We start from the raw sequence: 22389 nt of genomic DNA, 5'->3' as shown, positions 1-22389 counted from the left end.
CGTGGTGCCCGCCGCCTGGCCCCGGCCCCCATGGGAAGGTGAGGCACTCCGGGTCCGTCGCGATGCGCTGGTCGCGCCCCTCCACCACCCTCTGCGCCTTCCTCACCCTGCTCAACGACCGGCTGGGGGAGAGCATCGTGTTTCCGCTGCTGCCCTACCTGCTGGCCAGCTTCAGCGGCAGCGGCCGCACCCTGGGGCTGCTGGCCGGCAGCTACGCCGTGGCCCAGTTCGCCTTCACGCCCCTGATCGGCGCCCTCAGTGATCGCTTCGGCCGCCGACCGGTGATGGCCGGCTGCGTGGCCGGCTCGGTGCTGGGCCTGGGCCTGTTCGCCCTCACGATCACGATCGACTGGGAGGCGGTGCCCTGGGCCGCGGGCACCGCCCTGCCGCTGACGCTGCTGTTCGTGGCCCGGCTGATCGATGGCGTGAGCGGCGGCACCGCCGCCACCGCCGGCGCCGTGCTGGCCGACATCTCCACCCCCGAGAACCGGGCCAAGGCCTTCGGACTGATCGGCGTGGCCTTCGGCCTGGGCTTCATCCTCGGCCCCGCCCTCGGCGGCCTTCTGGCCGGGGTGGCCGTGACCCTGCCGGTGTGGGCAGCGGCCGGCTTCGCCCTGGTGAACCTGCTGCTGGTGCTGGGCCTGCTGCCGGAGACCCACCCGATCGAGGCACGGCTGCCGCTGCCGCGCAAGCGCGAGCTCAACCCCTTCACCCAGCTGCGGCGCGTGTTCACCAACCCCCAGGTGCGGCGCCTCTGCCTGGCCTTCTTCCTGTTCTTCCTGGCCGTCAACGGCTTCACCGCCGTGCTGGTGCTCTATTTCAAGCAGGCCTTCGGCTGGGGGCCGGCCCCGGCCGCCACCGCCTTCCTGGTGGTGGGCGTGGTGGCCACGCTGGTGCAGGGCGGCCTGATCGGCCCGCTGGTGCAGCGCTTCGGCGAGTGGCGGTTGAGCCTGGCGGGCCTGGGCTTCGTGATGGCGGGCTTCCTGCTGGTGCCCCTGGCCACCCCCGCCAACGCCCAGCCGCTGGTGTTCATCGCCGTGGCGATCCTGGCCCTGGGCACCGGCCTGGTGACGCCCTGCCTGCGCAGCCTGGTGTCGCGCCGCCTGGATGACTCCGGCCAGGGCGCGGCCCTGGGCAGCCTGCAGGGGCTGCAGAGCCTGGGCAGCTTCGTGGGGCCGCCCCTGGCTGGAGTGGCCTACGACCTGGTGGGCCGCCAGAGCCCCTTCTGGCTGGGCATCGCCCTGATGCTGGGGGTGGTGGCGCTGGTGGCCGGGCGCGCGCCGGGGCCGGAGCGGAGCCCCGCCTGAGCCGGCAGCCGGCGGACCGTCAAGCGGGGGGAACACGGAGCGGGCCGGAGGGGCTGGCTATGGTTCCAGCTGGGGAAAAGTCGCAGGGGCGGAACGGGCAATGGCACAACCAGTGGTCGCTCCGGAGCACTACATCAACCGGGAGCTGAGCTGGATCGCCTTCAACCAGCGGGTGCTGTCCCAGGCCCTGAGCGAGCACACGCCCCTGCTGGAGCAGGCCAAGTTCAGCGCCATCTTCAGCAACAACCTCGATGAGTTCTTCATGGTGAGGGTGGCCTCCCTGAAGTCGCAGATCGAGGCGGGCCTGCAGACCCTCAGCGACGACGGCGCCACCCCCAGCCAGCAGCTGGAGCGGATCCGCGAGGGCCTGCTGCCCCTGCTGGAGCAGCAGCAGGCCCACTACCGCCACTACCTCAAGCACCAGCTGTCCGAGCACGGCGTGCAGCTGCTCGACTACACGCGGCTGAGCCGCCGCCAGAAGGAGTGGGTGAACGCCTACTTCCAGAACGCCATCTTCCCGGTGCTGACCCCCCTGGCGGTGGATCCGGCCCACCCCTTCCCCTTCATCAGCAACCTCAGCCTCAACGTGGCCGCCCTGATCCGCGACCCGGACACAGGACACCAGCAGTTCGCGCGGGTGAAGGTGCCCCAGAAGAACCTGCCGCGCTTCGTGCAGATCCCCACGGAGCTGAGCGAGCACGAGCCCACGCCGATCTACACGGCGGTGCCCCTGGAGCAGGTGGTGGCCTTCAACCTCGAACTGCTGTTCCCCGGCATGACGATCGAGGGGCACTACTTCTTCCGCGTCACCCGCGACGCCGACCTGGAACTGCGCGACCTGGAGGCCGACGACCTGATGGAGGCCCTGCAGGAGGGCCTGCGCAAGCGCCGCCGCGGCGGCGAGGTGGTGCGCCTCGAGGTGGCCGACGAGATGCCCGACGAGGTGGTGGACCTGCTGATGGAGGGCACGGCCGTGGAGCCCGACGACCTCTACCGGATCAACGGCCCCCTGGGGCTCGACGACCTGATGAGCCTGCTGGCGATCCCCCTGCCCCATCTCAAGGACAAGCCCCACCTGGGCCGCACCGCCAAGGCCCTGGTGCGCACCCAGAAGAGCCGGCTGGAGGACGGTTCGATCAAGGCCGAGGAGTTCGAGAGCATCTTCTCAGTGCTGCGCCGCGGCGACGTGCTGCTGCACCACCCCTTCGATCTCTTCTCCACCTCGGTGGAGGAGTTCATCAACCAGGCCGCCGACGACCCCTCGGTGCTGGCCATCAAGATGACCCTCTACCGCACCTCCAAGGACTCGCCGATCATCGCGGCGCTGATCCGCGCCGCCGAGAACGGCAAGCAGGTGATGGCGCTGGTGGAGCTCAAGGCCCGCTTCGATGAGGACAACAACATCCAGTGGGCGCGCCAGCTCGAGCGCTCCGGCGTGCACGTGGTGTACGGGGTGCTGGGGCTCAAGACCCACACCAAGATCACGCTGGTGGTGCGCAAGGAGAAGGAACGGCTGCGCAGCTACTGCCACATCGCCACCGGCAACTACAACTCCAAGACCGCCAGCCTCTACACCGACCTGGGCCTGCTCACGGCCCGCCCGGAGCTGGGCCAGGACATGGCCGAACTGTTCAACTACCTCACCGGCTTCTCCAAGCAGCAGAACTTCCGCCGCCTGCTGGTGGCGCCGGTGACCCTGCGCAAGGGCATGGAGGCGCTGATCATCCGAGAGACCGAGCACGCCCTGCTGGGCAAGCCGGCCCACATCAAGGCGAAGATGAATGCGCTGGTGGATCCGCGCATCATTGCCCTGCTCTATGAGGCCTCCCAGGCCGGGGTGGAGGTTGATCTGGTGGTGCGGGGCATGTGCAGCCTGCGGCCGGGCCTGGCGGGCATCAGCGACAACATCCGTGTCAGCAGCGTGATCGGGCGCTTCCTGGAGCACTCACGCCTGTTCTGGTTTGCCAACGGCGGCGATGAAGAGATGTATATCGGCAGCGCCGACTGGATGCCGCGCAACCTGGATCGCCGGGTGGAGGCGGTGACGCCGATCGAGGATCCACTGCTGCGCCAGCGCCTGGAAGCCCTGATCGACAGCTATCTGAACGACAACTCCAGCGCCTGGGACATGCAGAGCGATGGGCGCTTCCTGCAGCGGGTGCCGGAGGGAGATGTGGAACTTGCCGTGCAGCGGCAGCTGATCGACGGCTGGCGCCGAGGACTAGAGACTGTCGCCTGAGATACAACAACGCCACATGGTCAACTGAACAGATCGGCAGCGGCGTCCCTTGCACCGCAAGCGAAGGACCCTCAAAAACGGTGGCAATTCCTACCAGATGTCTTCCGATTTACATCGGTGACCACTTGCCAACGGTGCTACATTCCGGCCACATCAAATCAGGAGGCCGGGGGTCATGGGGACACCTCAGCATTCCAACCCAGTTGGATCGAGCCGCGATCCACGATCGTCGGGCTCCAGGGCCGGCGATGAGGGGGATGGCGCCCCAGCCTCCGGGCCTGGAGACGCCTCGGCCTCCGGCATTCAGCTGATCGCCAAGTCGTCGCTCAGCAAAGCCGCCATCACCAAGACCGCAGCGACCAAGGCGCCCGTCGCCAAGACCGGTGGCGCCCGCCAGGGTGGACGCCTCGGCGCCGATTCGATCGGCTGGTACCTCAGCAACATCGGCCGTGTGCCGCTGCTGACGCCCGCCGAAGAGATCGAGCTTGCCCACCATGTGCAGGCGATGAAGCGCCTGCAGGCCCTGCCGGTTGACGAACTGACCCCCCGCCAGCGCCATCAGATCCGCATGGGCACCCGGGCCCGCGATCGCATGATGGCCGCCAACCTGCGATTGGTGGTGAGCGTCGCCAAGAAGTATCAGAACCAGGGCCTGGAACTGCTCGATCTGGTGCAGGAAGGGGCCATCGGCCTGGAGCGCGCCGTCGACAAGTTCGACCCGGCCATGGGCTACAAGTTCTCCACCTATGCCTATTGGTGGATCCGCCAGGGCATGACCCGGGCCATCGACAACAGCGCCCGCACGATCCGCCTGCCGATCCACGTGAGCGAGAAGCTCTCGAAGATGCGGCGCGTCACCCGGGAGCTGTCGCACCGCTTCGGCCGCCAGCCCAACCGGCTGGAGCTGGCCCACGCCATGGGCATGGAGCCCAGGGAACTGGAGGAGCTGATCGCCCAGAGCGCCCCCTGCGCCTCCCTCGATGCCCACGCCCGCGGCGAGGAGGACCGCAGCACCCTCGGTGAGCTGATCGCCGATCCGGCCAGCCACAGCTCCATGGATTCCATGGACCGCAGCCTGCAGAAGGAGCACCTGGGTGCCTGGCTGGCCCAGCTCAACGAGCGCGAGCAGAAGATCATCAAGCTGCGCTTCGGCCTGGAGGGCAGCGAACCGCTGACCCTGGCCGAGATCGGCCGCCAGATCAACGTGTCGCGCGAGCGGGTGCGGCAGCTGGAGGCCAAGGCGATCCTCAAGCTGCGGCTGATGACCAACTACCAGCAGGCCGCCTGACGCCGCCCCTCAGCCCGTGGCGGCTGGCCCGGTTGCTGATTGGATAGGCGGGTCCGGTTCGGTTCCATGCCCAGCCCCGCCCTGCTGCAGCCCCAGCTGCTCGGCATCGCCCTGGTGGGGCTGTGGCTGGCGGCCCTGGCCGCAGCGGCCCTGGCGGTGCGTCGCACCTGGCCGGAGCAGCGCGAATGGAGCCGCAAGCTGGTGCACATCGGCACCGGCGCCGTGGTGCCGATCGCCTGGGCCACCGGCATCGAGCGCGGCATCGCCCTGCCGGCCGCGGCGACGATCACCCTGCTGGCGGCCCTCAACCACCGGCTGCGGGTGCTGCCGGCGATCGAGGACGTGGGACGCCACAGCTATGGCACCGTCGCCTATGGCGCCGCGATCACGGCCCTGCTGGCCCTGTTCTGGCCCGCCCACCCGGCGGCGGTCACGGCCGGCGTGCTGGTGCTCGCCCTGGGCGATGGCACGGCGGGCCTGATCGGTCCGCTGTGGCCGTCCCCCAGCTGGACGCTGTGGGGGCACCGCAAGTCGCTGCTGGGCACCGGTGCCATGGCGGCGGTGAGCCTGGTGGCGCTGCTGGTGCTCTGGGGCCTGCTGGTGGCGGGGGGATGGGCCAGCGGCGTGCCCATCCCCGTGCCCAGCCCGGCGGCCCTGGTGCTGATCGTGGCGGTGGGGGTGGCCCTGGAGCAGGTGGCCCTGCTGGGCCTCGACAACCTCACCGTGCCGCTGGCGGTGGGTCTGCTCTGGTATCTGCTGGCACGGCCGACGTGAGGCCTCAGGCCCGCAGCATCGCCTCGCAGCGCCGCTGCCAGTCGTGCTGGCTGCCGAGCCCGGCCACCAGCAGCCGATCGGAGGGCTCCTCCCGCAGGCGCCGCTGCCACTGGCGGATCGCCTCGGCCCGCTCCATCCAGCAGTCGAGCACGGTGCGCTGGATCACGCCGGAATCCCACTGGCGCTGGCGGGCGGTGTCGAGGGCCCAGGCCAGCAGGTCGTCGAGCTGGAAAGGGCGGAAGCCGCCGAAGGCCGGACCGGCGGCAGCGGCGCCAGGACCGGCGACCTCGAGACTGCGCGAGCCCGCTGGGCCTTCCCCCGAGGCTGGCGCGGTGCCGAGGGCACTCTGCTCGAGATAGAAGAGCTGCAGCGGATCGCTGAAACCGCAGAACTGCAGGAGATAGGTCATGGCACGACCTCCCGATTGCCTTGGGTAGTTCACCCTAGGGATGACCACCGAGACAACTGTCAGGCGTGAACAGTTTGCGACAGGAGTAATGCCCTGGCACTCAGACTTGGCGAGTGCCAGGGTGAACGAAGCGGTGCGATCAGGCCACCGCCAGCTCGCGCTCCTGGGCCTCGGCCACCGCCGCCGCCAGCTCGGCCAGCAGCTCGCGGGTGGTGGCCAGATCGATGCAGGCATCGGTGACGCTCTGGCCGTAGGTCAGCTGGGAGCGGTCGGCGCAGATCTTCTGGCTGCCGGCCACCAGGTGGCTCTCGATCATCACGCCCATCACGTGGCGGGAGCCGCCGCGCAGCTGCGCGGCCACCTGGGTGGCCACTTCACCCTGGCGGCGGTAGTCCTTGTTGGAGTTGCCGTGGCTGCAGTCCACCATCACCCGGGCCGGCAGGCCCGCCTTGGCGGCGGCGGCGGCGGCCTCCTCCACCGCCTCGGGATGGAAGTTGGTGCCGCGCTTGCCACCCCGCAGCACCAGGTGGCCATCGGGGTTGCCGGTGGTGGTCACGATCGCGGCGTGGCCGTCGCGGTTGATGCCCAGGAAATGGTGGGGCCGGGCCGCCGCCTCCATGGCGTGCAGGGCGGTGGAGGCGCTGCCGTCGGTGCCGTTCTTGAAGCCGATCGGCATCGACAGGCCCGACGCCATCTCGCGGTGGGTCTGGCTCTCGGTGGTGCGGGCGCCGATGGCGGTCCAGCTGATCAGGTCGGCGATGTACTGGGGCACCACCGGATCCAGCAGCTCGGTGGCCGCCGGCAGGCCCATCTCGGCCAGGTGCAGCAGCAGGCCCCGGGCCAGCCGCAGGCCGGTGTTGATGTCGTAGCTGCCGTCGAGGTGGGGGTCGTTGATCAGACCCTTCCAGCCCACGGTGGTGCGCGGCTTCTCGAAGTAGACGCGCATCACCACTTCGAGCTGATCCCGGTAACGCGCGTGCTCGGCGGCGATGGCGGCGGCGTACTCCTTGGCGGCGTCCACGTCGTGGACGGAGCAGGGCCCCACGATCACCAGCAGGCGCTGGTCATCGCCCCGCAGGATCGTCTTGATGCGCTCGCGGGCGTCGCGCACCGTGGCAGCTGACACATCGCTGAGGGGCAGCTCGCGGTGCAGCAGGGCCGGCGGCACCAGCGGCCGTGTTTCCACCACGTGGAGATCGGAGGTGGGGAGCATGGCCGCGATCCGGGTCGACGGATGGATCGATCAGCCTAGAAGCTCCCCCGGAGAGCCGGTCCACGGCGTCAGCGGCGCGGCACCATGCCCGCGAGCGGGGAGCCGGCAGGCCGGTGAAGGCGCGCCGGCGCCGGTTCTGCAGCCGTTGCCACCCAGAGGGTCCCGGCGGCACAGAACAATAGAAAGCAACTCCGCCGCCCGGGGCAGCGCCCCGGAAGCTCGCGCCGATGTCCACCGCGCCCATGTCCAGCGCCGCCACCTTCCTCTCCAGCTACCGGGCCGCCGCGGCGGAGCGCGAGGCCCTGGGGGTGCCGGCCCTGCCCCTGGGCGCCGAGCAGGCCCAGGCCCTCACCGAACTGCTGCAGGCCCCGCCGGCCGGTGAGGAGGCCTTCCTGCTGCACCTGCTCAGCGAGCGCATTCCCCCCGGCGTGGATGAGGCCGCCTACGTGAAGGCCGGCTGGCTGGCCGGCGTGGCCCAGGGCACGGCCACCAGCCCCCTGGTGAGCCCGATCGAGGCTGTGCAGCTGCTGGCCACGATGATCGGCGGCTACAACGTCGGCGCCCTGATCGAACTGCTCTCCAGCGCCGATGCGGCCATCGCCGAGGCCGCCGCCACGGGCCTCAGCCGCACCCTGCTGGTGTACGACGCCTACAACGATGTGCTCGAGCTGGCGGCGAGCAACCCGTATGCAAAACGGGTGATCGACAGCTGGGCCGCCGCCGAGTGGTTCACCGCCAAACCCGAGCTGCCGGCCGAGATCACCGTGACGGTGTTCAAGGTGGAGGGCGAGACCAACACCGACGATCTGTCGCCGGCCACCCACGCCACCACCCGCCCCGACATCCCCCTGCACGCCACGGCGATGCTGGAAACCCGGATGCCCGGCGGCCTGGAGCTGATCACCGAGCTCAAGACCAAGGGCCATCCCGTGGCCTACGTGGGCGATGTGGTGGGCACCGGCAGCTCCCGCAAGTCCGCCATCAACTCGGTGCTCTGGCACACCGGCACCGACATCCCCCACGTGCCCAACAAGCGCAGTGGCGGTGTGGTGCTGGGGGGCAAGATCGCGCCGATCTTCTTCAACACCGCCGAAGACTCCGGCGCCCTGCCGATCGAGTGCGACGTGTCCGCGCTCAACAGCGGTGATGTGATCACGATCCGCCCCTACGCCGGCACGATCGAGCGCGCCGCCGGGGAGCCGAACGCCGGGGAGATCGTGGCCCGCTTCGAGCTCAAGCCCAGCACGATCACCGATGAGGTGCGCGCCGGCGGCCGCATCCCCCTGCTGATCGGCCGCTCCCTGACCGACAAGGTGCGCGCCCAGCTGGGGCTGCCCCCCTCCGAGCTGTTCATCCGGCCGGTGGCCCCCGCCGACACCGGCAAGGGCTTCACCCTGGCCCAGAAGATGGTGGGCAAGGCCTGCGGCCTGCCGGGCGTGCGCCCCGGCACCAGCTGCGAGCCGCTGATGACCACCGTGGGCTCCCAGGACACCACCGGGCCCATGACCCGCGATGAGATGAAGGAGCTGGCCTGCCTGGGCTTCAGCGCCGATCTGGTGATGCAGAGCTTCTGCCACACCGCCGCCTATCCCAAGCCGGTGGACCTGAAGACCCACGCTGAACTGCCCGACTTCATGGCCTCCCGCGGCGGTGTGGCCCTGCGCCCCGGCGACGGCATCATCCACAGCTGGCTCAACCGCATGCTCCTGCCCGACACCGTGGGCACCGGCGGCGACAGCCACACCCGCTTCCCCCTGGGCATCTCCTTCCCGGCCGGCTCCGGCCTGGTGGCCTTCGCCGCCGCCATCGGCGCCATGCCGTTGGACATGCCCGAATCGGTGCTGGTGAAGTTCTCCGGCTCCCTGCAGCCCGGCGTGACCCTGCGCGATGTGGTGAACGCCATCCCCTATGTGGCCATCCAGCAGGGGCTGCTCACCGTGGCCAAGGAGGGCAAGCAGAACGTGTTCAACGGCCGGATCATGGAGATCGAGGGGCTGCCCGATCTCAAGCTCGAGCAGGCTTTTGAACTCACCGATGCCACGGCTGAGCGCTCCTGCGCCGGCAGCACCATCAAGCTCTCGGTGGACACCGTGAGCGAATACCTGCGCAGCAACGTGGCCCTCCTCAAGAACATGATCGCCCGGGGCTATGGCGATGCCCGCACCCTCGCCCGCCGCATCAAGGCCATGGAGGCCTGGCTGGCCGATCCCCAGCTCCTGGAAGCCGACGCCGATGCCGACTACGCGGCTGTGATCGAGATTGACCTCGATGCGATCACCGAGCCGATCCTGGCCTGCCCCAACGACCCCGACAACGTGAAGACGCTGAGCGAGGTGGCGGGCAACCGCGTTGATGAGGTGTTCATCGGCTCCTGCATGACCAACATCGGCCACTACCGCGCCGCCGCCACGGTGCTGGAGGGCCAGGGTGCCAACAGCGCCCGCCTGTGGGTGTGCCCGCCCACCCGCATGGATGAGGAGATGCTCAAGCAGGAGGGCTATTACGCGATCTTCGAGAAGGCGGGATCCCGCATGGAGATGCCCGGCTGCTCCCTGTGCATGGGCAACCAGGCCCGCGTGGAGGACAACACCACCGTGTTCTCCACCAGCACCCGCAACTTCAACAACCGCCTCGGCAACGGCGCCCAGGTGTATCTGGGCAGCGCCGAGCTGGCGGCCGTGTGCGCCCAGCTGGGCCGGATCCCCACCAAGGACCAGTACCTGGCCATCGCCGCCGCCAAGATCGACCCCCGCGGCGCCGAGCTCTACCGCTACCTCAACTTCGATCAGATCGAGGGCTTCGAGGACAGCGGCCGGGTGGTGAGCGCCGAGGAGGAGGCCCAGGTGCTGACCAGCGTCTGAGCCCAGCGCCAGGGGGGGGGATCGCTTCTGTAGCAACCCTTACAAGAATCCGTAAAAAGGCTTGCCATCACTAGCTCTCCCTAGGGTTCAGGCGCGTTCATTCCGCCGCGATGACCCGTCTTGATCGCCTGAGCCGCCTCAGCCTGAGCCTGGTGGCTGCGGGCAGCCTGGCCCTGGCCGGCTGCTCTCAGACCAGCGACACCGCCAAGCAGGCCGCGGGCGGGCTCGGCCAGGCCGCCAAGGAGGCCGCCCAGGGTGCCGGCCAGGCGGCCCTCGCTCCGGCCGTGACCCCGGTGCTGGACCTGCTCAAGAAGGGCGAAGCCGAGGTGAAGGGCGGCAACCTGGCCGGCGCCGTGACCACCCTGGGCGGCTTCGAGGCCCTGTGGGACAAGGCCGGTCCGGTGATCCAGCCCCTCGCCGGCGACAAGTGGCCCGCCATCGAAACGGCGGCCAAGACCCTGATCAGCACCTTCGCCAAGGGGAGCAGCCCCGATGCTGCGGCGGCCAGCTCCGCCATCAGCGGCCTGGCGGGGCCCCTCTCCGCACTGATCGGCAAGTAGGGCTCCGGCGGCGCCCATCCCCCCACGGCGCCCGCCCCGGCCGGGGCGGGCGCTCGATCCGTTCGGCCTGTCGCTGGCGTCCTCCCGCGGCACCCGGACCATCAGCAACCCCCGAGGCTCCGCAACGGGATCGGCCGTGACCCAGACAAGGAAACGGCCGATGGGGATGGCCGATCCGACTCCTGGTCAGATCCACCCCTGGGGCAACAACCAGTTCCCCTGAATCACGTAGTCCGCCTGGGTCAGCCCATTGGCAGATGTGGGGTAGTTGGCAAAACCGACGACGGCGTCGCCAAAGAGGGAATTACCTGTGGACAGAATGCTTTCCACCCCGGTGCCACTCTGCTTGACCTGGAGCGGCAGCCACTGGGCTTCGGCGTCGAAACCTCCGGATCGATCACGCTCCACCCGCACCACCGACGCAATCGCCAGATCCTCCTGGGGGTTCAAGGCCACAGACGTGGCCGGCAACCAGTAGTCACCGGAGGCATCGCGGTAGATGCCCTCGAAATGGGTAATGAGATCAGTGGAGCTGCGGTTTTGATAATCGAATTCTGTGTAATGGGAAAACTGACCCGTCACACTGTCATAGTCCACGAGATAGCCCGCACCGGCGCCAACTCCCTGGCCGCCATCGAGAACCAGACCGGAGCCACCAGCAATGGTGTATTGACCATCGCCGTTATACCAGATGGCGTAGGCTGTATGGGTAATGAGATCGCTGTCATCCGTATCATCGGTATCGAACTGGATCGGCATCTGCGAGCCGTCAGCCAGGCTCACAATGAAAGCCGTCGACTTCAGGCTGAAGTAGCCAGTGCGGCCATCGGATGCGGCCAGATCCGTGTTCCCCACGGCCAATCCTCCATCCACGGAATGGACGAAGGTGTAGGTTCCAGCGAAGCCCTCATCCGTGATGCCCTGCACCTCGCGGTAGCCGGCCGTGGTGGAACCATCCACAGCACCTGTGTAGGTGAATCCAACAATGCTGGGATTGGTCGAACTGGCGGCGCTGTCACCCAGATCGCGGGTGAAGGCACCCACATAGTTCACGAGGTCGGCGTCGAGATTGTCAGGGCCGTACACACTGGTTCCCGCCGCCCCAAACGAGTCCGGCACGGCGATCGGATACCACGTCCCTGAGCCACTGCTGCCATTGAAGGCAGGGTTGGTCACCGGATCCAATGGCCCTACATAGGCAAAGCCCTGGGGATTGGGCCCAGGCGAATCGTTCGCACCCACGAGCAGAAACGTGTCAGGCCGATCTCCCCCCTTGATGCCCTGCAGATAGGTGATTGACGAATCATCAGGAACGGCATTGTAGTCAAAGGGCGAGATCGTGCTGACCTTGCCTGGCTTTTCGAGGGAATCCGCGCCTTCTTCAACGAGAAAGCGCAACAGACCATCAATCAGCTCTTGCAGCGTGAGTCGGGAGGAGACCTGAAGCATGCCGGAGACATCTCTCTGGCCATTCTGCTGGCAGGGTCACAACGGGGTGAGAGGGTGGGGTGATTCGTTGTTCAACCGTCCCCCTGAACCAGGAAACCCTGCTGTTCGAACCCGCCCAGCCCGAGGCCGGAGCCGTGCGCGCTGTGCTGGCCTTTCCCAGCACCTATTCGGTGGGCATCACCAGCCTCGGCTACCAGGTGGTGTGGGCCACGCTCGCCCAGCGCTCCGATGTGGACGTGCGCCGCCTGTTCACCGACCAGGGCGATCCGCCCCACGGCGGCAGCCGCGGCCGCGGACCCGCCCTCGACCTGTTCGGCCTGTCCCTGAGCTGGGAACTGGATGGGCCGGTGCTGCTGGAGTTGCTGGAGCGGCAGCGCATCCCCATCTGGGCCAGCGAGCGGGGCGACGGCGATCCAATCGTGTTCGGTGGGGGCCCGGTGCTCACCGCCAACCCCGAACCGCTGGCCCCCTTCTTTGATGTAGTGCTGCTGGGCGACGGCGAGCTGCTGCTGCCGGCCTTCATCGACGCGCTGCAGGAGCACCGCAGCGCACCCCGGGCCGAGCGCCTGCGTCGCCTGGCCCAGGTGCCCGGTGTGTATGTGCCCAGCCTCTACGCCCCCCGCTACGGCGCCGAAGGGGAGCTCCTGGGCGTGGACCCCATCGAACCCGGCATCCCGTCCACCGTGGCCAAGCAGACCTGGCGCGGCAACACCCTCAGCCACTCCACGGTGATCACGCCGGAGGCCGCCTGGCCCTCGATCCACATGGTGGAGGTGGTGCGCAGCTGCCCGGAGCTGTGCCGCTTCTGCCTGGCGAGCTACCTCACCCTGCCCTTCCGCACCCCCAGCCTCGACGACGGCCTGATCCCGGCGGTGGAGAAGGGCCTGACCGCCACCCAGCGCCTGGGCCTGCTCGGCGCTTCGGTGACCCAGCACCCCCAGTTCGCCGACCTGCTCACCTGGCTCGACGAGGACCGCTTCGACGGCACCCGCGTGAGCGTGAGCTCGGTGCGGGCCGCCACGGTGACCCCCCAGCTGGGGCGGATCCTGGCGAAGCGGGGCAGCAAGTCGCTCACGATCGCGATCGAAAGCGGCAGCGAGCGGATGCGCGCGGTGGTGAACAAGAAGCTCAGCCGTGAGGAGATCTTCGCTGCCGCCCGCTACGCCAAGGAAGGCGGCCTCACGGGCCTCAAGCTCTACGGGATGGTGGGCCTGCCCACGGAGGAGGAGGCCGACGTGGAGGCCACCGCCGCGCTGCTGCTGGAGCTGAAGAAAGCCACGCCGGGGCTGCGGCTCTCCCTGGGGGTGAGCAGCTTCGTGCCCAAGGCCCACACCCCCTTCCAGTGGGAGGGGGTGCGCCCCGAGGCCGAGCAGCGCCTCAAGCTGCTGGCCAAGCGCCTCAAGCCCAAGGGCATCGAACTGCGCCCCGAGAGCTACGGCTGGAGCGTGATCCAGGCCCTGCTCTCCCGCAGCGATCGCCGCCTGGCCCCGGTGATCGCCGCCGCCCGCGGCAGCCACGAGAGCCTGGGGGGCTGGAAGAAGGCCTACCGGGCGGTGCTGGCCGGGGAGGCGGAGGCGGCCCCGGGGGCGGCCCTGCCGGCGCCGCCCCCCTGGGATGCCGTGATCCACCAGCGCTGGCACAGCGAGGTGGTTCTGCCCTGGGAGCACCTGGAGGGACCCCTGCCCGCGGCCACGTTGCAACAGCATGCTGCCGCCGCACTGGCCACGGCTGTAGGTTGAAATTCAGACCCGTCGAGAAAACCCATGGCCCGCCTTTCCTTCTGGGACTGGGATGTCCTGGATCGGATCAGCAGCCGGCCGCGCAGTGAAGCGCTTGACGCCGCAGCGATCGGTCCGATACAAGGACGGAAATCTGATCCCAATACGATCCGCCAGAGTCCCTCATCCAGAGCGGATGACGGACCACTTGGCGGTGCTCAGTCCTCCCTCGACAGCACCCGTGCTTCGCTCGCCAACCCGGAGCTGAATCGGCGTGAAACTCCTGAGGCGGAAGGCCTCTTCAGTGCTGGACATGCGAGGAGTTCGGGCGTGATGGGCGGCCCCAAGGAACCAGGCGGCCCTGGAACATCCCAGCCGAGCTTCGACGGACTTCTGGTGAGCTGGGCGCCTGGCAGCACGGCCCTGGAGCGGGCGAACGCCCGCGCAGCCTTGGGACTCAATCTGCGGGAGGAAATCCATACAGCCGCCATGAAGAGTGCTGGCGCCGGCATCATCGAATGGGTGGATCTCCCCCCCGGCCTCAGCGCCGATCAGGCGATCAGAAAACTCAGTCAACGCCCAGGGGTCGCCTATGCAGAACCAAATTGGGTACTGCAGTCCCAAGCCGCAAGCAACGACCCCTATGTGACCAATGGGAGCCTGTGGGGGATGTATGGCTCCGACAGTTCGCCATCCAACAGCCATGGCACTGGAGCAGCCGAAGCGTGGGCCGCTGGCTACACGGGCGCCTCAGATGTGTATGTTGGCATCATCGACGAAGGCTATCAATACACCCATAATGATCTACGCGACAACGCGGGGGTCAATCCCGGTGAGATCTCAGGCGACAGGATCGACAACGATGCCAATGGCTATGTCGACGACGTGTACGGCTGGGATTTTGCTGGCAACAACAATACTGTCTACGACGGCACAGGTGACGACCATGGCACCCACGTGGCCGGCACGATTGGCGCCAAGGGCAACAACGGCATCGGTGTCGCCGGAGTGAACTGGAGCATCAAGCTGCTCTCGGCAAAATTCTTGGGCAACACTGGCGGCACAACGGCCAACGCCATCAAAGCGGTGGACTACTTCACCAACCTCAAGAACAGTGGCGTAAACATCGTCGCCACGAACAACTCCTGGGGCGGCGGTGGCTATTCGCAGGGCCTGTACGACGCCATCCTGCGAGCCAATGCGGCCGACATCCTCTTCATCGCCGCCGCAGGCAATGACAGCGCCAACAACGACAGCACTGCTAGTTACCCCTCAAACTACAATAGTCCCAATGTGATTGCCGTTGCTTCAATCACCAGCAGTGGAGCTCGGTCCAGCTTCTCCAACTATGGCGCCACCACCGTGGATCTTGGCGCTCCGGGCTCCAGCATCGAGTCGACCCTCCCCGATAACACCTACGGCAATTACAGCGGCACCTCCATGGCCACCCCCCATGTGACCGGTGCGGCAGCCTTGCTGAAATCCATCGTCCCCTCCGCCACAGGAGCCCAGATCAAACAGGCCCTGCTCGACAGCGCCACAGCCACAGCCTCATTGAACGGATTCACGGTCACTGGGGGCCGACTGGACATTCCAGCCGCCATCAACTTCCTTCAACAGCTCACCGGGGGCAGCAGCAGCACACCTCTCCCAATCATCGCGGTGCGCGCAATCGACACAGCCGCCTCCGAATCAGGGGCTGATCCCGGCAGCTTCCAGCTGCTTCGCGATGGCGACCTGAACGCGGCGCTCACGGTCAATGTGCTGTGGCAAGGCATGGCCACGAACGGCACCGACTACAGCTCGCAAGCCACAGCTCTCAGCTTTGCTGTCGGCAGCGCCATCGCTGACATCAACCTCACCCCGATCGACGACACGCTCTATGAGGGCAGCGAAAGCGTGACCCTGAAAGTGACCAGCGGCAGCGGATATACTGTTAATCCGCTAGCGAATATAGCAAGCCTCAACATTGGCGACAACGATCCACTCCCTGCGAACACTGACCGCTGGGGCACCGCTAACTCAGACAACATCACCGGTGACGCCGCCAACAACCTGATCGCCGGCGTCAGCCAGACTGGAAATGACAATGGCAGAAGCAGTGTTGACATCCTGACAGGATTGATAGGCCAAGACAGATTCATCCTGGCAGACAATCGTCGCGGCACATTTTACAACGACGGCAATAGCAGAAACAACGGCTTTGGCGACTATGCGCTGATCACCGACTTGAAAACAGCCGAGGGCGACCGCATCCAGCTGCGTGCAGGAGCGCAATACCTCATTCGCAACAATGGGGCCGATACCGAGCTTTACCTCGGCGATGGCAACCAACGGTTCACCAGTGCCGACGAATACATTGGCCTAATCCAGGGCAATAATTTCGCCAGTTCCACCGGTTACTTCATTCTTGCCGCCGATGCGCCTTGGGCCACCTTGGTCTGACCTCGGCATTGAGGAAGTCGGTCCAGGACTTCAGTCCTAGGGCCGAACACACCGCAACCCCACCAGCAGGATCCAGCCGGCAATGTTGATGCGGCTGTCGTACATCGGGATGTCGGTGGCATGCAGGGTCACCAGCACCAGGGCCGCCGCCCACCAGGCCCGCTCGAACACCGGTGCCCTGGCGATCCCGAGCCGGGCCGCGCGGATCAGCAGCCACAGCACCAGGCCCACCACGATCGCGGCCACAGGCAGGCCGTGGCTCACGGCCAGATCGATCACGACGTTGTGGGGATGGCCGTGCCACTGGCCCGTGCGCAGGGGGTAGATCACGCTGAAGGCGGCCGCCCCCCAGCCCAGCCACGGCCGCTCGGCGATCAGCCCCAGGGCCACGCCCCACTGGCTGAGGCGCGTGCTGGCCAGGTTGCGCTCGCCGGCGAACTTCATGTCGTTGAGGCGGGCCCAGATCGCCTCGGGCACCAGGGCACGGGCGGGGGCCTGGAGCAACGCCGGCACCCCCGGCAGGCTGGCGAGGGCCACCGGCACGAGCACCAGCGCCAGCAGCGGCAGCAGCCAGGGCCAGCTGATGGGCCCGGCCACGATCGGGGCCGCCAGCACCAGGGCCCCCCAGGCGTTGCGGGAATCGGTGAGATAGAGGGCCGCCACCTGGGCCACCGCCAGACCCAGGGCCAGCAGCAGGGCCGTGCCACCGGCCGGGGCCAGCGGGCTCGCCCCCACCAGCCCCTGCCGCCAGCGGCGGGCCCGCTCCAGCAGGGCCGCCAGCACCAGGGGCCAGCTCAGGGCCAGCCAGGCCGCCGTGATGTTGGCGTAGTCGAACAGGCCCGACAGCCGCCCTTCGGGATTGCCCCCGGGCTTGATCCACCACACGATCGCGCCCCCCAGGATCTGCCAGGGCCCGCTCCAGCCCCACCACAGCTGGCCCAGCCCGGTGACGATCACCGGCACCGTGCCGGCCACAAGAGCCAGGGCCACCCGCCGCCGCGCCGCCGGGGTGAGCAGATAGGGCTGGAAGCCCCAGAAGGCCCAGAAGAAGGGCAGCCAGTTGCCCAGTCCCACCCAGGCCAGGGGGCCGCTGCTGGCCCCCAGACAGCCCAACAGCATCAGGGCGGCGGCGATGGCCAGCACCCCATTGGCGCGATCACGCCACCAGGGCTGCCGCTGACGACTGCCCTGCACCAGGGCCACAAACAGCAGCACGCCAGCGACCAGGGCACTGGAGGCCAGGGCGAAGGCACCGAGCTGGAAGCAGCGCCAGGCCAGGGGGTTGGCCGGCTCGGGGCGCGCGCTGTCGAGCAGGCTCAGCAGCCGCGCCGGCAGGGCCTGGCGCTGCGGCGCGATCGGACCCTCCGGCAGGGCTGCGCTCATTCGAACACCGCCGTGCGGCCCCGGTAGACGATCACCTGGCGCTTGATGTGCAGGCGCACGGCCCGGGCCAGGGCCAGCCGCTCGGTGTCGCGGCCCTTGCGGATCAGATCCTCCACCTCATCGCGATGGCTCACCGTCACGGTGGACTGGGCAATGATCGGCCCCCCATCCAGCTCCTCGGTCACGTAGTGGCCGGTGGCGCCGATCAGCTTCACGCCCCGCTCCCAGGCCCGGTGGTAGGGCTGGGCCCCCGTGAAGGCGGGCAGGAAGGAGTGGTGGATGTTGATCACCTGGTGGAACGCATCCGGGGGATCGAAGGCCGTCAGGAAGCCGGGGGTGAGCACCTGCATGTACTTGGCCAGGACCACCAGCTCGATGCCGTGCTCGGCCAGCAGCTCCAGGTGGCGGGCCTCGGCCTCCTGGCGGTTGGCGGCGCTGATCGGCACGTGCTCGAAGCGGGCGCCGAACTCCTCGGCGATGGGCCCCAGGTCCGGGTGGTTGGAGATCACCAGCGGCACCTGCATCGGCAGCTCACCGGTGCGGGTGCGCCAGAGCAGATCGAGCAGGCAGTGGTCCTGCTTGCTCACGAAGATCGCCACCGGCGGGCGCACATCGGAGAAGTGCACCTGGTAGCTGCCGGCCAGGCGCTCGGCCAGGGCCGCCGCGGAGGGATCGATCGCCTCGCGGGGCAGCCCGAAGCCCTCCAGCTGCCACTCGATGCGGCTGAGGAACAGGCCGGCACCCTGGTCGCTGTGGTGGTCGGCGTGGACGATGTTGCCGCCGTTGGCCGCCACCCAGCCGGCGAGCTCCCGCACCAGCCCGGGCTGATCCGGGCAGATCATCTGCAGGATGGCGGTGGGGCCGGTCATGGCCGCTGGCAGGGGATGTGCAGGCATTGTGCCGGCAGGGGATTCAGAGCATGTGCAGCCGCAGCACGTCGGGGGTGGCGCGGCGCACCCGGGCCCGGATCGTCGTGAGGCCAAGGCGCTCATGGGCGGCCCAGCGGTGGCAGCCGTTGAAGCCCCAGTAGCGGCCGTCGAGTTCCAGCACGTCGATGGGCTCCTGCTGGCCCTCGGCGGCGATCGCCTCCATCAGCCAGGCCACCTTGGCCTCATCGAGCTGGCGCTGCAGGGGCCGGGTGATGGCGGCAAGGGGGAGAACCAGCTCACGCATGGCACTAACTCATAGTGACTTCGTTGTAGCGCGTGACCTGGGTCCGTGTCTTGGCGTCGCGGGCGTGCTGCCGGCGGCGACGGACGGGGCGTTGCGGTGCGCGACTGGCGGGTCTCCAGGGCAGTCGCCACCGGTAAAGTCGCCGGACAAGCACCGTCCGCCATGGCCGTCCAGCGCGTGTCCGCGTTCCTCCAGACCCTCCGCTCCTCGCTGCGCAGCCTGGCCCTCGTGGCGATGGCCCTGGTGCTGAGCCTGGGCCTGGTGGCCTGCAGCGGCGCCCAGGCCAAGCCCCCCACCATCAGCCCCGCCGATCTGGAGATCATCAGCCGCCAGGCCGAGGGCTTCCTGGCCGCCAAGGATCGCCTGCCCGAGCTGGCCACCCTGGTGAACGAGCGCGACTGGACCTTCACCCGCAACCTGATCCACGGTCCGATGCACGAGGTGGGCCGCGAGATGCTCTACATCAACCAGCGCCTGCTGCCCAACGAGCGGGCCGAGGCCAACCAGCGCGCCGACAAGCTCAAGGCCGCCCTCGCCGACCTCGACGAAGCCGCCCGCCAGCAGGACGGCGAGAAGCTGCGCAAGGCCTACATCCGCGTGGCCAGCGGCTTCGGCTCCTACGCCGAGGTGATCCCCGCCGCCGCCCTCAGCTGAACCGGTCCCAACCCCTGGCCCAGCATCCCCAGCCGGTCGTGGTGATCGGCGCGGGGGTGGTGGGCCTTTCCATGGCCTGGCTGCTGCAGAGCCAGGGCCACCGCGTGATCCTGGTGGATCCGACCGGCTCCGGACCCCAGCCGCCGCAGGCCGGCAGCAGCGCGGCCCTGGGGCTGCTGATGGCCCGGATCTACCGCCGCTCCAGCGGCCGGGGCTGGCGGCTGCGCCAGCGCTCCCTGGAGCTCTGGACCAGCTGGCGGCAGCAGCTGGAGGCCGCAGGCCACCGGCTGCCCTGGCGGCCGGGCCTGCTGCAGCTGGCCGCCGATGCCGACGCGTTCGCCGCCCAGACGCGGCTGGCGGCGGAGCGGGCCCGCCGGGGCCTCACCCTGCAGCCGCTTGCCGCGGAGGCCCTGGCCGCCCTGGCCCCCAGCCTGCCCGCCGGCGCCGTGGGCGGCCTGTTCTCCCCGGACGATGGCCAGCTGGATCCCCTGCCCGCCATGGCCGCCCTGCGCGCCGACGCGCTCCAGCGGGGCCTGGAACTGGTGGCGGACCGAGCGACCGCGATCGAGCGCCAGGCAGGTGCCGATCGCTGGCGCCTCGCCTTGGCCGGAGGCGGATGGCTGCAGACCCCCTGGCTGGTGCTGAGTGCCGGCCTGGGCTGCCCGGCTCTGCTCGACCCCGTGGGACACCACCGCCCCCAGCTGCCCGTGCTGGGGCAGGCCCTGGAGCTGCAGCTGCCGGCGGGAACCCCGGACCCCTGTCAGTGGCCGGGGTCGATCAGCTGGGGGGGCGTGAACCTGGTGCCGCGCCCCGGCGGGCGCCTGTGGCTGGGAGCCACCCTGGAACCGCCGGCGGGCGAACCACCGGTGGTCGAGGCCAGTGCGGCGGAACTGGCCAGCCTGCGGGATCTGGGCGGCAGCGCCCCCGAGTGGCTGCGCCAGGCCACGGTGCTGCGCCAGTGGCAGGGCCTGCGGGCCCGGCCCCAGGGGGCACCCGCACCGCTGCTTGAGGAGCTGGAGCCGGGCCTGCTGCTGGCCTCGGGCCACTACCGCAATGGCGTGCTGCTGGCCCCGGCCACGGCGGAGTGGGTGGCGGAGCGGATCGCGGCGGGCAGCGATCGGAGCGGGATTTCAGGCCCGCCGTAACCTGCTGGGGCGGCGCCGGCACGGCGTTCCACGGTGCCGCCCGACCCAGCTTCTTCCCCCGATGGTTCTCAATCGCCCGTGCACCAGCAGTCCGCGCCGCGTCCCCGTGGGGGCCGCCCTGGGCCTGCTGGGCAGCCTCGCCCTCACGGCCTGTGGCGGCGGCAGCCCGGGTGGGGCACCCAGCGGCGGAGCCACGCTCCAGGGCGCTGGGGCCACCTTCCCCGCCTCGATCTACCAGCGCTGGTTCGCTGACCTGGCGGCCAAGGGAGAGGCCCGGGTCAACTACCAATCGGTGGGCTCCGGCGCCGGCGTGCGCCAGTTCAGCGCCGGCACGGTGGACTTCGCCGCCAGCGACAAACCCCTGGATGCCGAGGAGGCCGCCGCCGTGAAGCGCGGCGTGGTGCAGATCCCGCTCACCGCCGGCGCCATCGCCGTGGCCTACAACCACCCCGGCTGCAGCCTCAAGCTCACCCAGGCCCAGCTGGTGGGGATCTTCGAGGGCAAGATCACCAACTACAAGGAGCTGGGCTGCGCCGATCAGGCCATCAAGGTGGTCTACCGCTCCGATGGCTCCGGCACCACCTACAACTTCACCAGCTCCCTCTCGGCCTTCAGCCCCAGCTGGAAGGCGGGTCCCGGCGCCGCCAAATCCGTGCAGTGGCCCACGGGCATCGGCGCCAAGGGCAACGAGGGCGTGGCCGCCAGCCTGCAGCAGGTGAAGGGCGGCCTCGGCTACGTGGAAGCGGCCTTCGTCCGCCCGCCCCTGCAGGCGGCGGCGATCCAGAACGCCTCCGGCAGCTTCGCCAAGCCCGACACCGCCGAGGCCTCCAAGGCCCTCGCCACCATCGCCCTGGGCCCGGACCTCACCGGCAGCGATCCCAACCCCAAGGCGGGCTACCCGATCGTGACCTTCACCTGGGTGCTGCTCTACAAGGGCGGCAACGGCGCCAAACTGCCGGCCCTGCAGAAGACCTTCGGCTACGCCCTCTCCGATGCCGCCCAGGCGGGCGCCCCCGCCCTCGGCTACGTGAGCCTGCCGGCGCCGGTGCTGGAGAAGGCCCGCGCCGCCCTGGCCACGGTCGCCCCATAGGCCCCCGCGCCGGAGCCGGTGGCGGGGCGGGGCCAACTCCCCGCCACCGGCCCATGAAAAAGCCCCCCGGATGGGGGGCTTTCTGCTGGACGGGCCTGGTGGGACCCAGGCCCGTCAGCTCACTTCGACTCGGTGAATTCGGCGTCGATCACGTCGTCGCCGGCGGCACCAGCGCCGGCTCCATCGCCACCCGGGGCGGCCGCACCCTCAGCGCCGGCCTGCTGGTACACGGCGGCACCGGCGGCATAGAGCGCCTGCTGGAGCTGCTCGAGGGTGGACTTCATGGTGTCGTAGTCCTCCTTCTCGATCGCCTCCTTGAGGGTCTTGGCGAAGCCCTCCACCTTGGCCTTGTCCTCGGCGCCCACCTTGTCGCCCAGCTCGGAGAGCTGCTTTTCGGACTGGTAGACGAGGGTTTCGGCCTGGTTCTTGAGGTCGATGCGCTCGCGCTTCTCCTTGTCGGCGCTGGCGTTGGCCTCGGCATCCTTCACCATCTTCTCCACCTCGTTGTCACTGAGGGTGGAGGCGCCGGTGATCGAGATGCTCTGCTCCTTGCCGCTGCCCTTGTCCTTGGCGGTCACGCTGAGGATGCCGTTGGCGTCGATGTCGAAGGTCACTTCGATCTGGGGCACGCCACGGGGGGCGGGGGGGATGCCATCGAGGCGGAAGGTTCCCAGCGACTTG

General features: G+C 68.9%; 18 protein-coding genes. 11 read left to right on the top strand and 7 right to left on the bottom strand.

Annotated elements, in window-relative coordinates; genetic code table 11:
- Positions 1-62: 62 nt before the first annotated feature.
- From ACLV7J_RS12895 to ACLV7J_RS12880, 4 genes are all read left to right on the top strand, one after another.
- On the top strand, positions 63-1307 hold the full coding sequence (locus tag ACLV7J_RS12895; protein ID WP_411869476.1) for an MFS transporter: 1245 nt from the start codon (positions 63-65) through the stop codon (positions 1305-1307).
- 100 nt (positions 1308-1407) lie between these two features.
- Positions 1408-3546 carry a polyphosphate kinase 1 gene (gene ppk1, locus ACLV7J_RS12890; protein ID WP_411869475.1) on the top strand — a complete coding sequence of 713 codons (2139 nt, stop codon included), beginning with the start codon at positions 1408-1410 and terminating at the stop codon, positions 3544-3546.
- 175 nt (positions 3547-3721) lie between these two features.
- Complete coding sequence (locus ACLV7J_RS12885; protein ID WP_411869474.1) at positions 3722-4834, top strand: RpoD/SigA family RNA polymerase sigma factor; 1113 nt, start codon at positions 3722-3724, stop codon at positions 4832-4834.
- 66 nt (positions 4835-4900) lie between these two features.
- Positions 4901-5608 carry a diacylglycerol/polyprenol kinase family protein gene (locus ACLV7J_RS12880; RefSeq protein WP_411869473.1) on the top strand — a complete coding sequence of 236 codons (708 nt, stop codon included), beginning with the start codon at positions 4901-4903 and terminating at the stop codon, positions 5606-5608.
- A gap of 4 nt (positions 5609-5612) precedes the next feature.
- Here ACLV7J_RS12880 and ACLV7J_RS12875 read toward each other — a convergent pair whose 3' ends face one another.
- Complete coding sequence (locus ACLV7J_RS12875) at positions 5613-6017, bottom strand: hypothetical protein (RefSeq protein ID WP_411869472.1); 405 nt, start codon at positions 6015-6017, stop codon at positions 5613-5615.
- 139 nt (positions 6018-6156) lie between these two features.
- Positions 6157-7230 (bottom strand): 3-deoxy-7-phosphoheptulonate synthase, encoded by a 1074-nt coding sequence (locus tag ACLV7J_RS12870; RefSeq protein WP_411869471.1) that lies wholly within the window; start codon positions 7228-7230, stop codon positions 6157-6159.
- Positions 7231-7472: 242 nt separating this feature from the next.
- Between ACLV7J_RS12870 and acnB the strand changes: the two genes are divergently transcribed.
- Both acnB and ACLV7J_RS12860 read left to right on the top strand, forming a co-directional pair.
- Complete coding sequence (gene acnB, locus ACLV7J_RS12865) at positions 7473-10091, top strand: bifunctional aconitate hydratase 2/2-methylisocitrate dehydratase (RefSeq protein WP_411869470.1); 2619 nt, start codon at positions 7473-7475, stop codon at positions 10089-10091.
- A gap of 110 nt (positions 10092-10201) precedes the next feature.
- Positions 10202-10651, top strand: coding sequence for a hypothetical protein (locus ACLV7J_RS12860; protein WP_411869469.1), 450 nt, complete (start codon positions 10202-10204; stop codon positions 10649-10651).
- A gap of 186 nt (positions 10652-10837) precedes the next feature.
- Here the strand turns inward: ACLV7J_RS12860 and ACLV7J_RS12855 are convergent, their stop codons facing one another.
- Positions 10838-12100, bottom strand: coding sequence for a hypothetical protein (locus tag ACLV7J_RS12855; RefSeq protein ID WP_411869468.1), 1263 nt, complete (start codon positions 12098-12100; stop codon positions 10838-10840).
- Positions 12101-12243: 143 nt separating this feature from the next.
- Here ACLV7J_RS12855 and ACLV7J_RS12850 point away from each other — a divergent pair, with 143 nt between their 5' ends.
- Both ACLV7J_RS12850 and ACLV7J_RS12845 read left to right on the top strand, forming a co-directional pair.
- Entirely contained in the window at positions 12244-13839 is a 1596-nt protein-coding gene (locus ACLV7J_RS12850; RefSeq protein WP_411869533.1) for a B12-binding domain-containing radical SAM protein, read from the top strand.
- Positions 13840-13863: 24 nt separating this feature from the next.
- Positions 13864-16263 carry a S8 family serine peptidase gene (locus ACLV7J_RS12845; protein ID WP_411869467.1) on the top strand — a complete coding sequence of 800 codons (2400 nt, stop codon included), beginning with the start codon at positions 13864-13866 and terminating at the stop codon, positions 16261-16263.
- A 36-nt stretch (positions 16264-16299) separates the two neighbouring features.
- Here the strand turns inward: ACLV7J_RS12845 and ACLV7J_RS12840 are convergent, their stop codons facing one another.
- The 3 genes from ACLV7J_RS12840 to ACLV7J_RS12830 are packed head-to-tail and all read right to left on the bottom strand — an operon-like array spanning position 16300 to position 18819.
- On the bottom strand, positions 16300-17646 hold the full coding sequence (locus tag ACLV7J_RS12840; protein ID WP_411869466.1) for an O-antigen ligase family protein: 1347 nt from the start codon (positions 17644-17646) through the stop codon (positions 16300-16302).
- Positions 17643-18515, bottom strand: coding sequence for a formyltetrahydrofolate deformylase (gene purU / locus ACLV7J_RS12835; protein WP_411869465.1), 873 nt, complete (start codon positions 18513-18515; stop codon positions 17643-17645). Before purU ends, ACLV7J_RS12840 begins: the two co-directional genes overlap by 4 nt.
- 43 nt (positions 18516-18558) lie before the next feature.
- Positions 18559-18819: a sulfiredoxin gene (locus tag ACLV7J_RS12830; RefSeq protein WP_411869464.1), complete on the bottom strand. Its 261-nt coding sequence runs from the start codon at positions 18817-18819 to the stop codon at positions 18559-18561.
- Between the two features lie 162 nt (positions 18820-18981).
- On the opposite strand from ACLV7J_RS12830, the gene psbQ reads away from it, so the two are divergent.
- The 3 genes from psbQ (at position 18982) to pstS (ending at position 21708) form a co-directional block, all read left to right on the top strand.
- Positions 18982-19473 (top strand): photosystem II protein PsbQ, encoded by a 492-nt coding sequence (psbQ, locus tag ACLV7J_RS12825; RefSeq protein ID WP_411869463.1) that lies wholly within the window; start codon positions 18982-18984, stop codon positions 19471-19473.
- Positions 19474-19511: 38 nt separating this feature from the next.
- Positions 19512-20618: an NAD(P)/FAD-dependent oxidoreductase gene (locus ACLV7J_RS12820; protein WP_411869462.1), complete on the top strand. Its 1107-nt coding sequence runs from the start codon at positions 19512-19514 to the stop codon at positions 20616-20618.
- 61 nt (positions 20619-20679) lie between these two features.
- Positions 20680-21708: a phosphate ABC transporter substrate-binding protein PstS gene (gene pstS, locus ACLV7J_RS12815; RefSeq protein ID WP_411869461.1), complete on the top strand. Its 1029-nt coding sequence runs from the start codon at positions 20680-20682 to the stop codon at positions 21706-21708.
- A 119-nt stretch (positions 21709-21827) separates the two neighbouring features.
- Here the strand turns inward: pstS and ACLV7J_RS12810 are convergent.
- Positions 21828-22389: Hsp70 family protein (locus ACLV7J_RS12810; protein ID WP_411869460.1), on the bottom strand; the 562-nt coding region annotated here is incomplete at its 5' end.

Origin of the sequence: Vulcanococcus limneticus LL, from assembly GCF_943369875.1 — a bacterium.
GTDB classification, from domain to species: Bacteria; Cyanobacteriota; Cyanobacteriia; order PCC-6307; family Cyanobiaceae; genus Vulcanococcus; species Vulcanococcus limneticus_A.
This window is presented reverse-complemented; position numbering and strand designations above follow the sequence as displayed.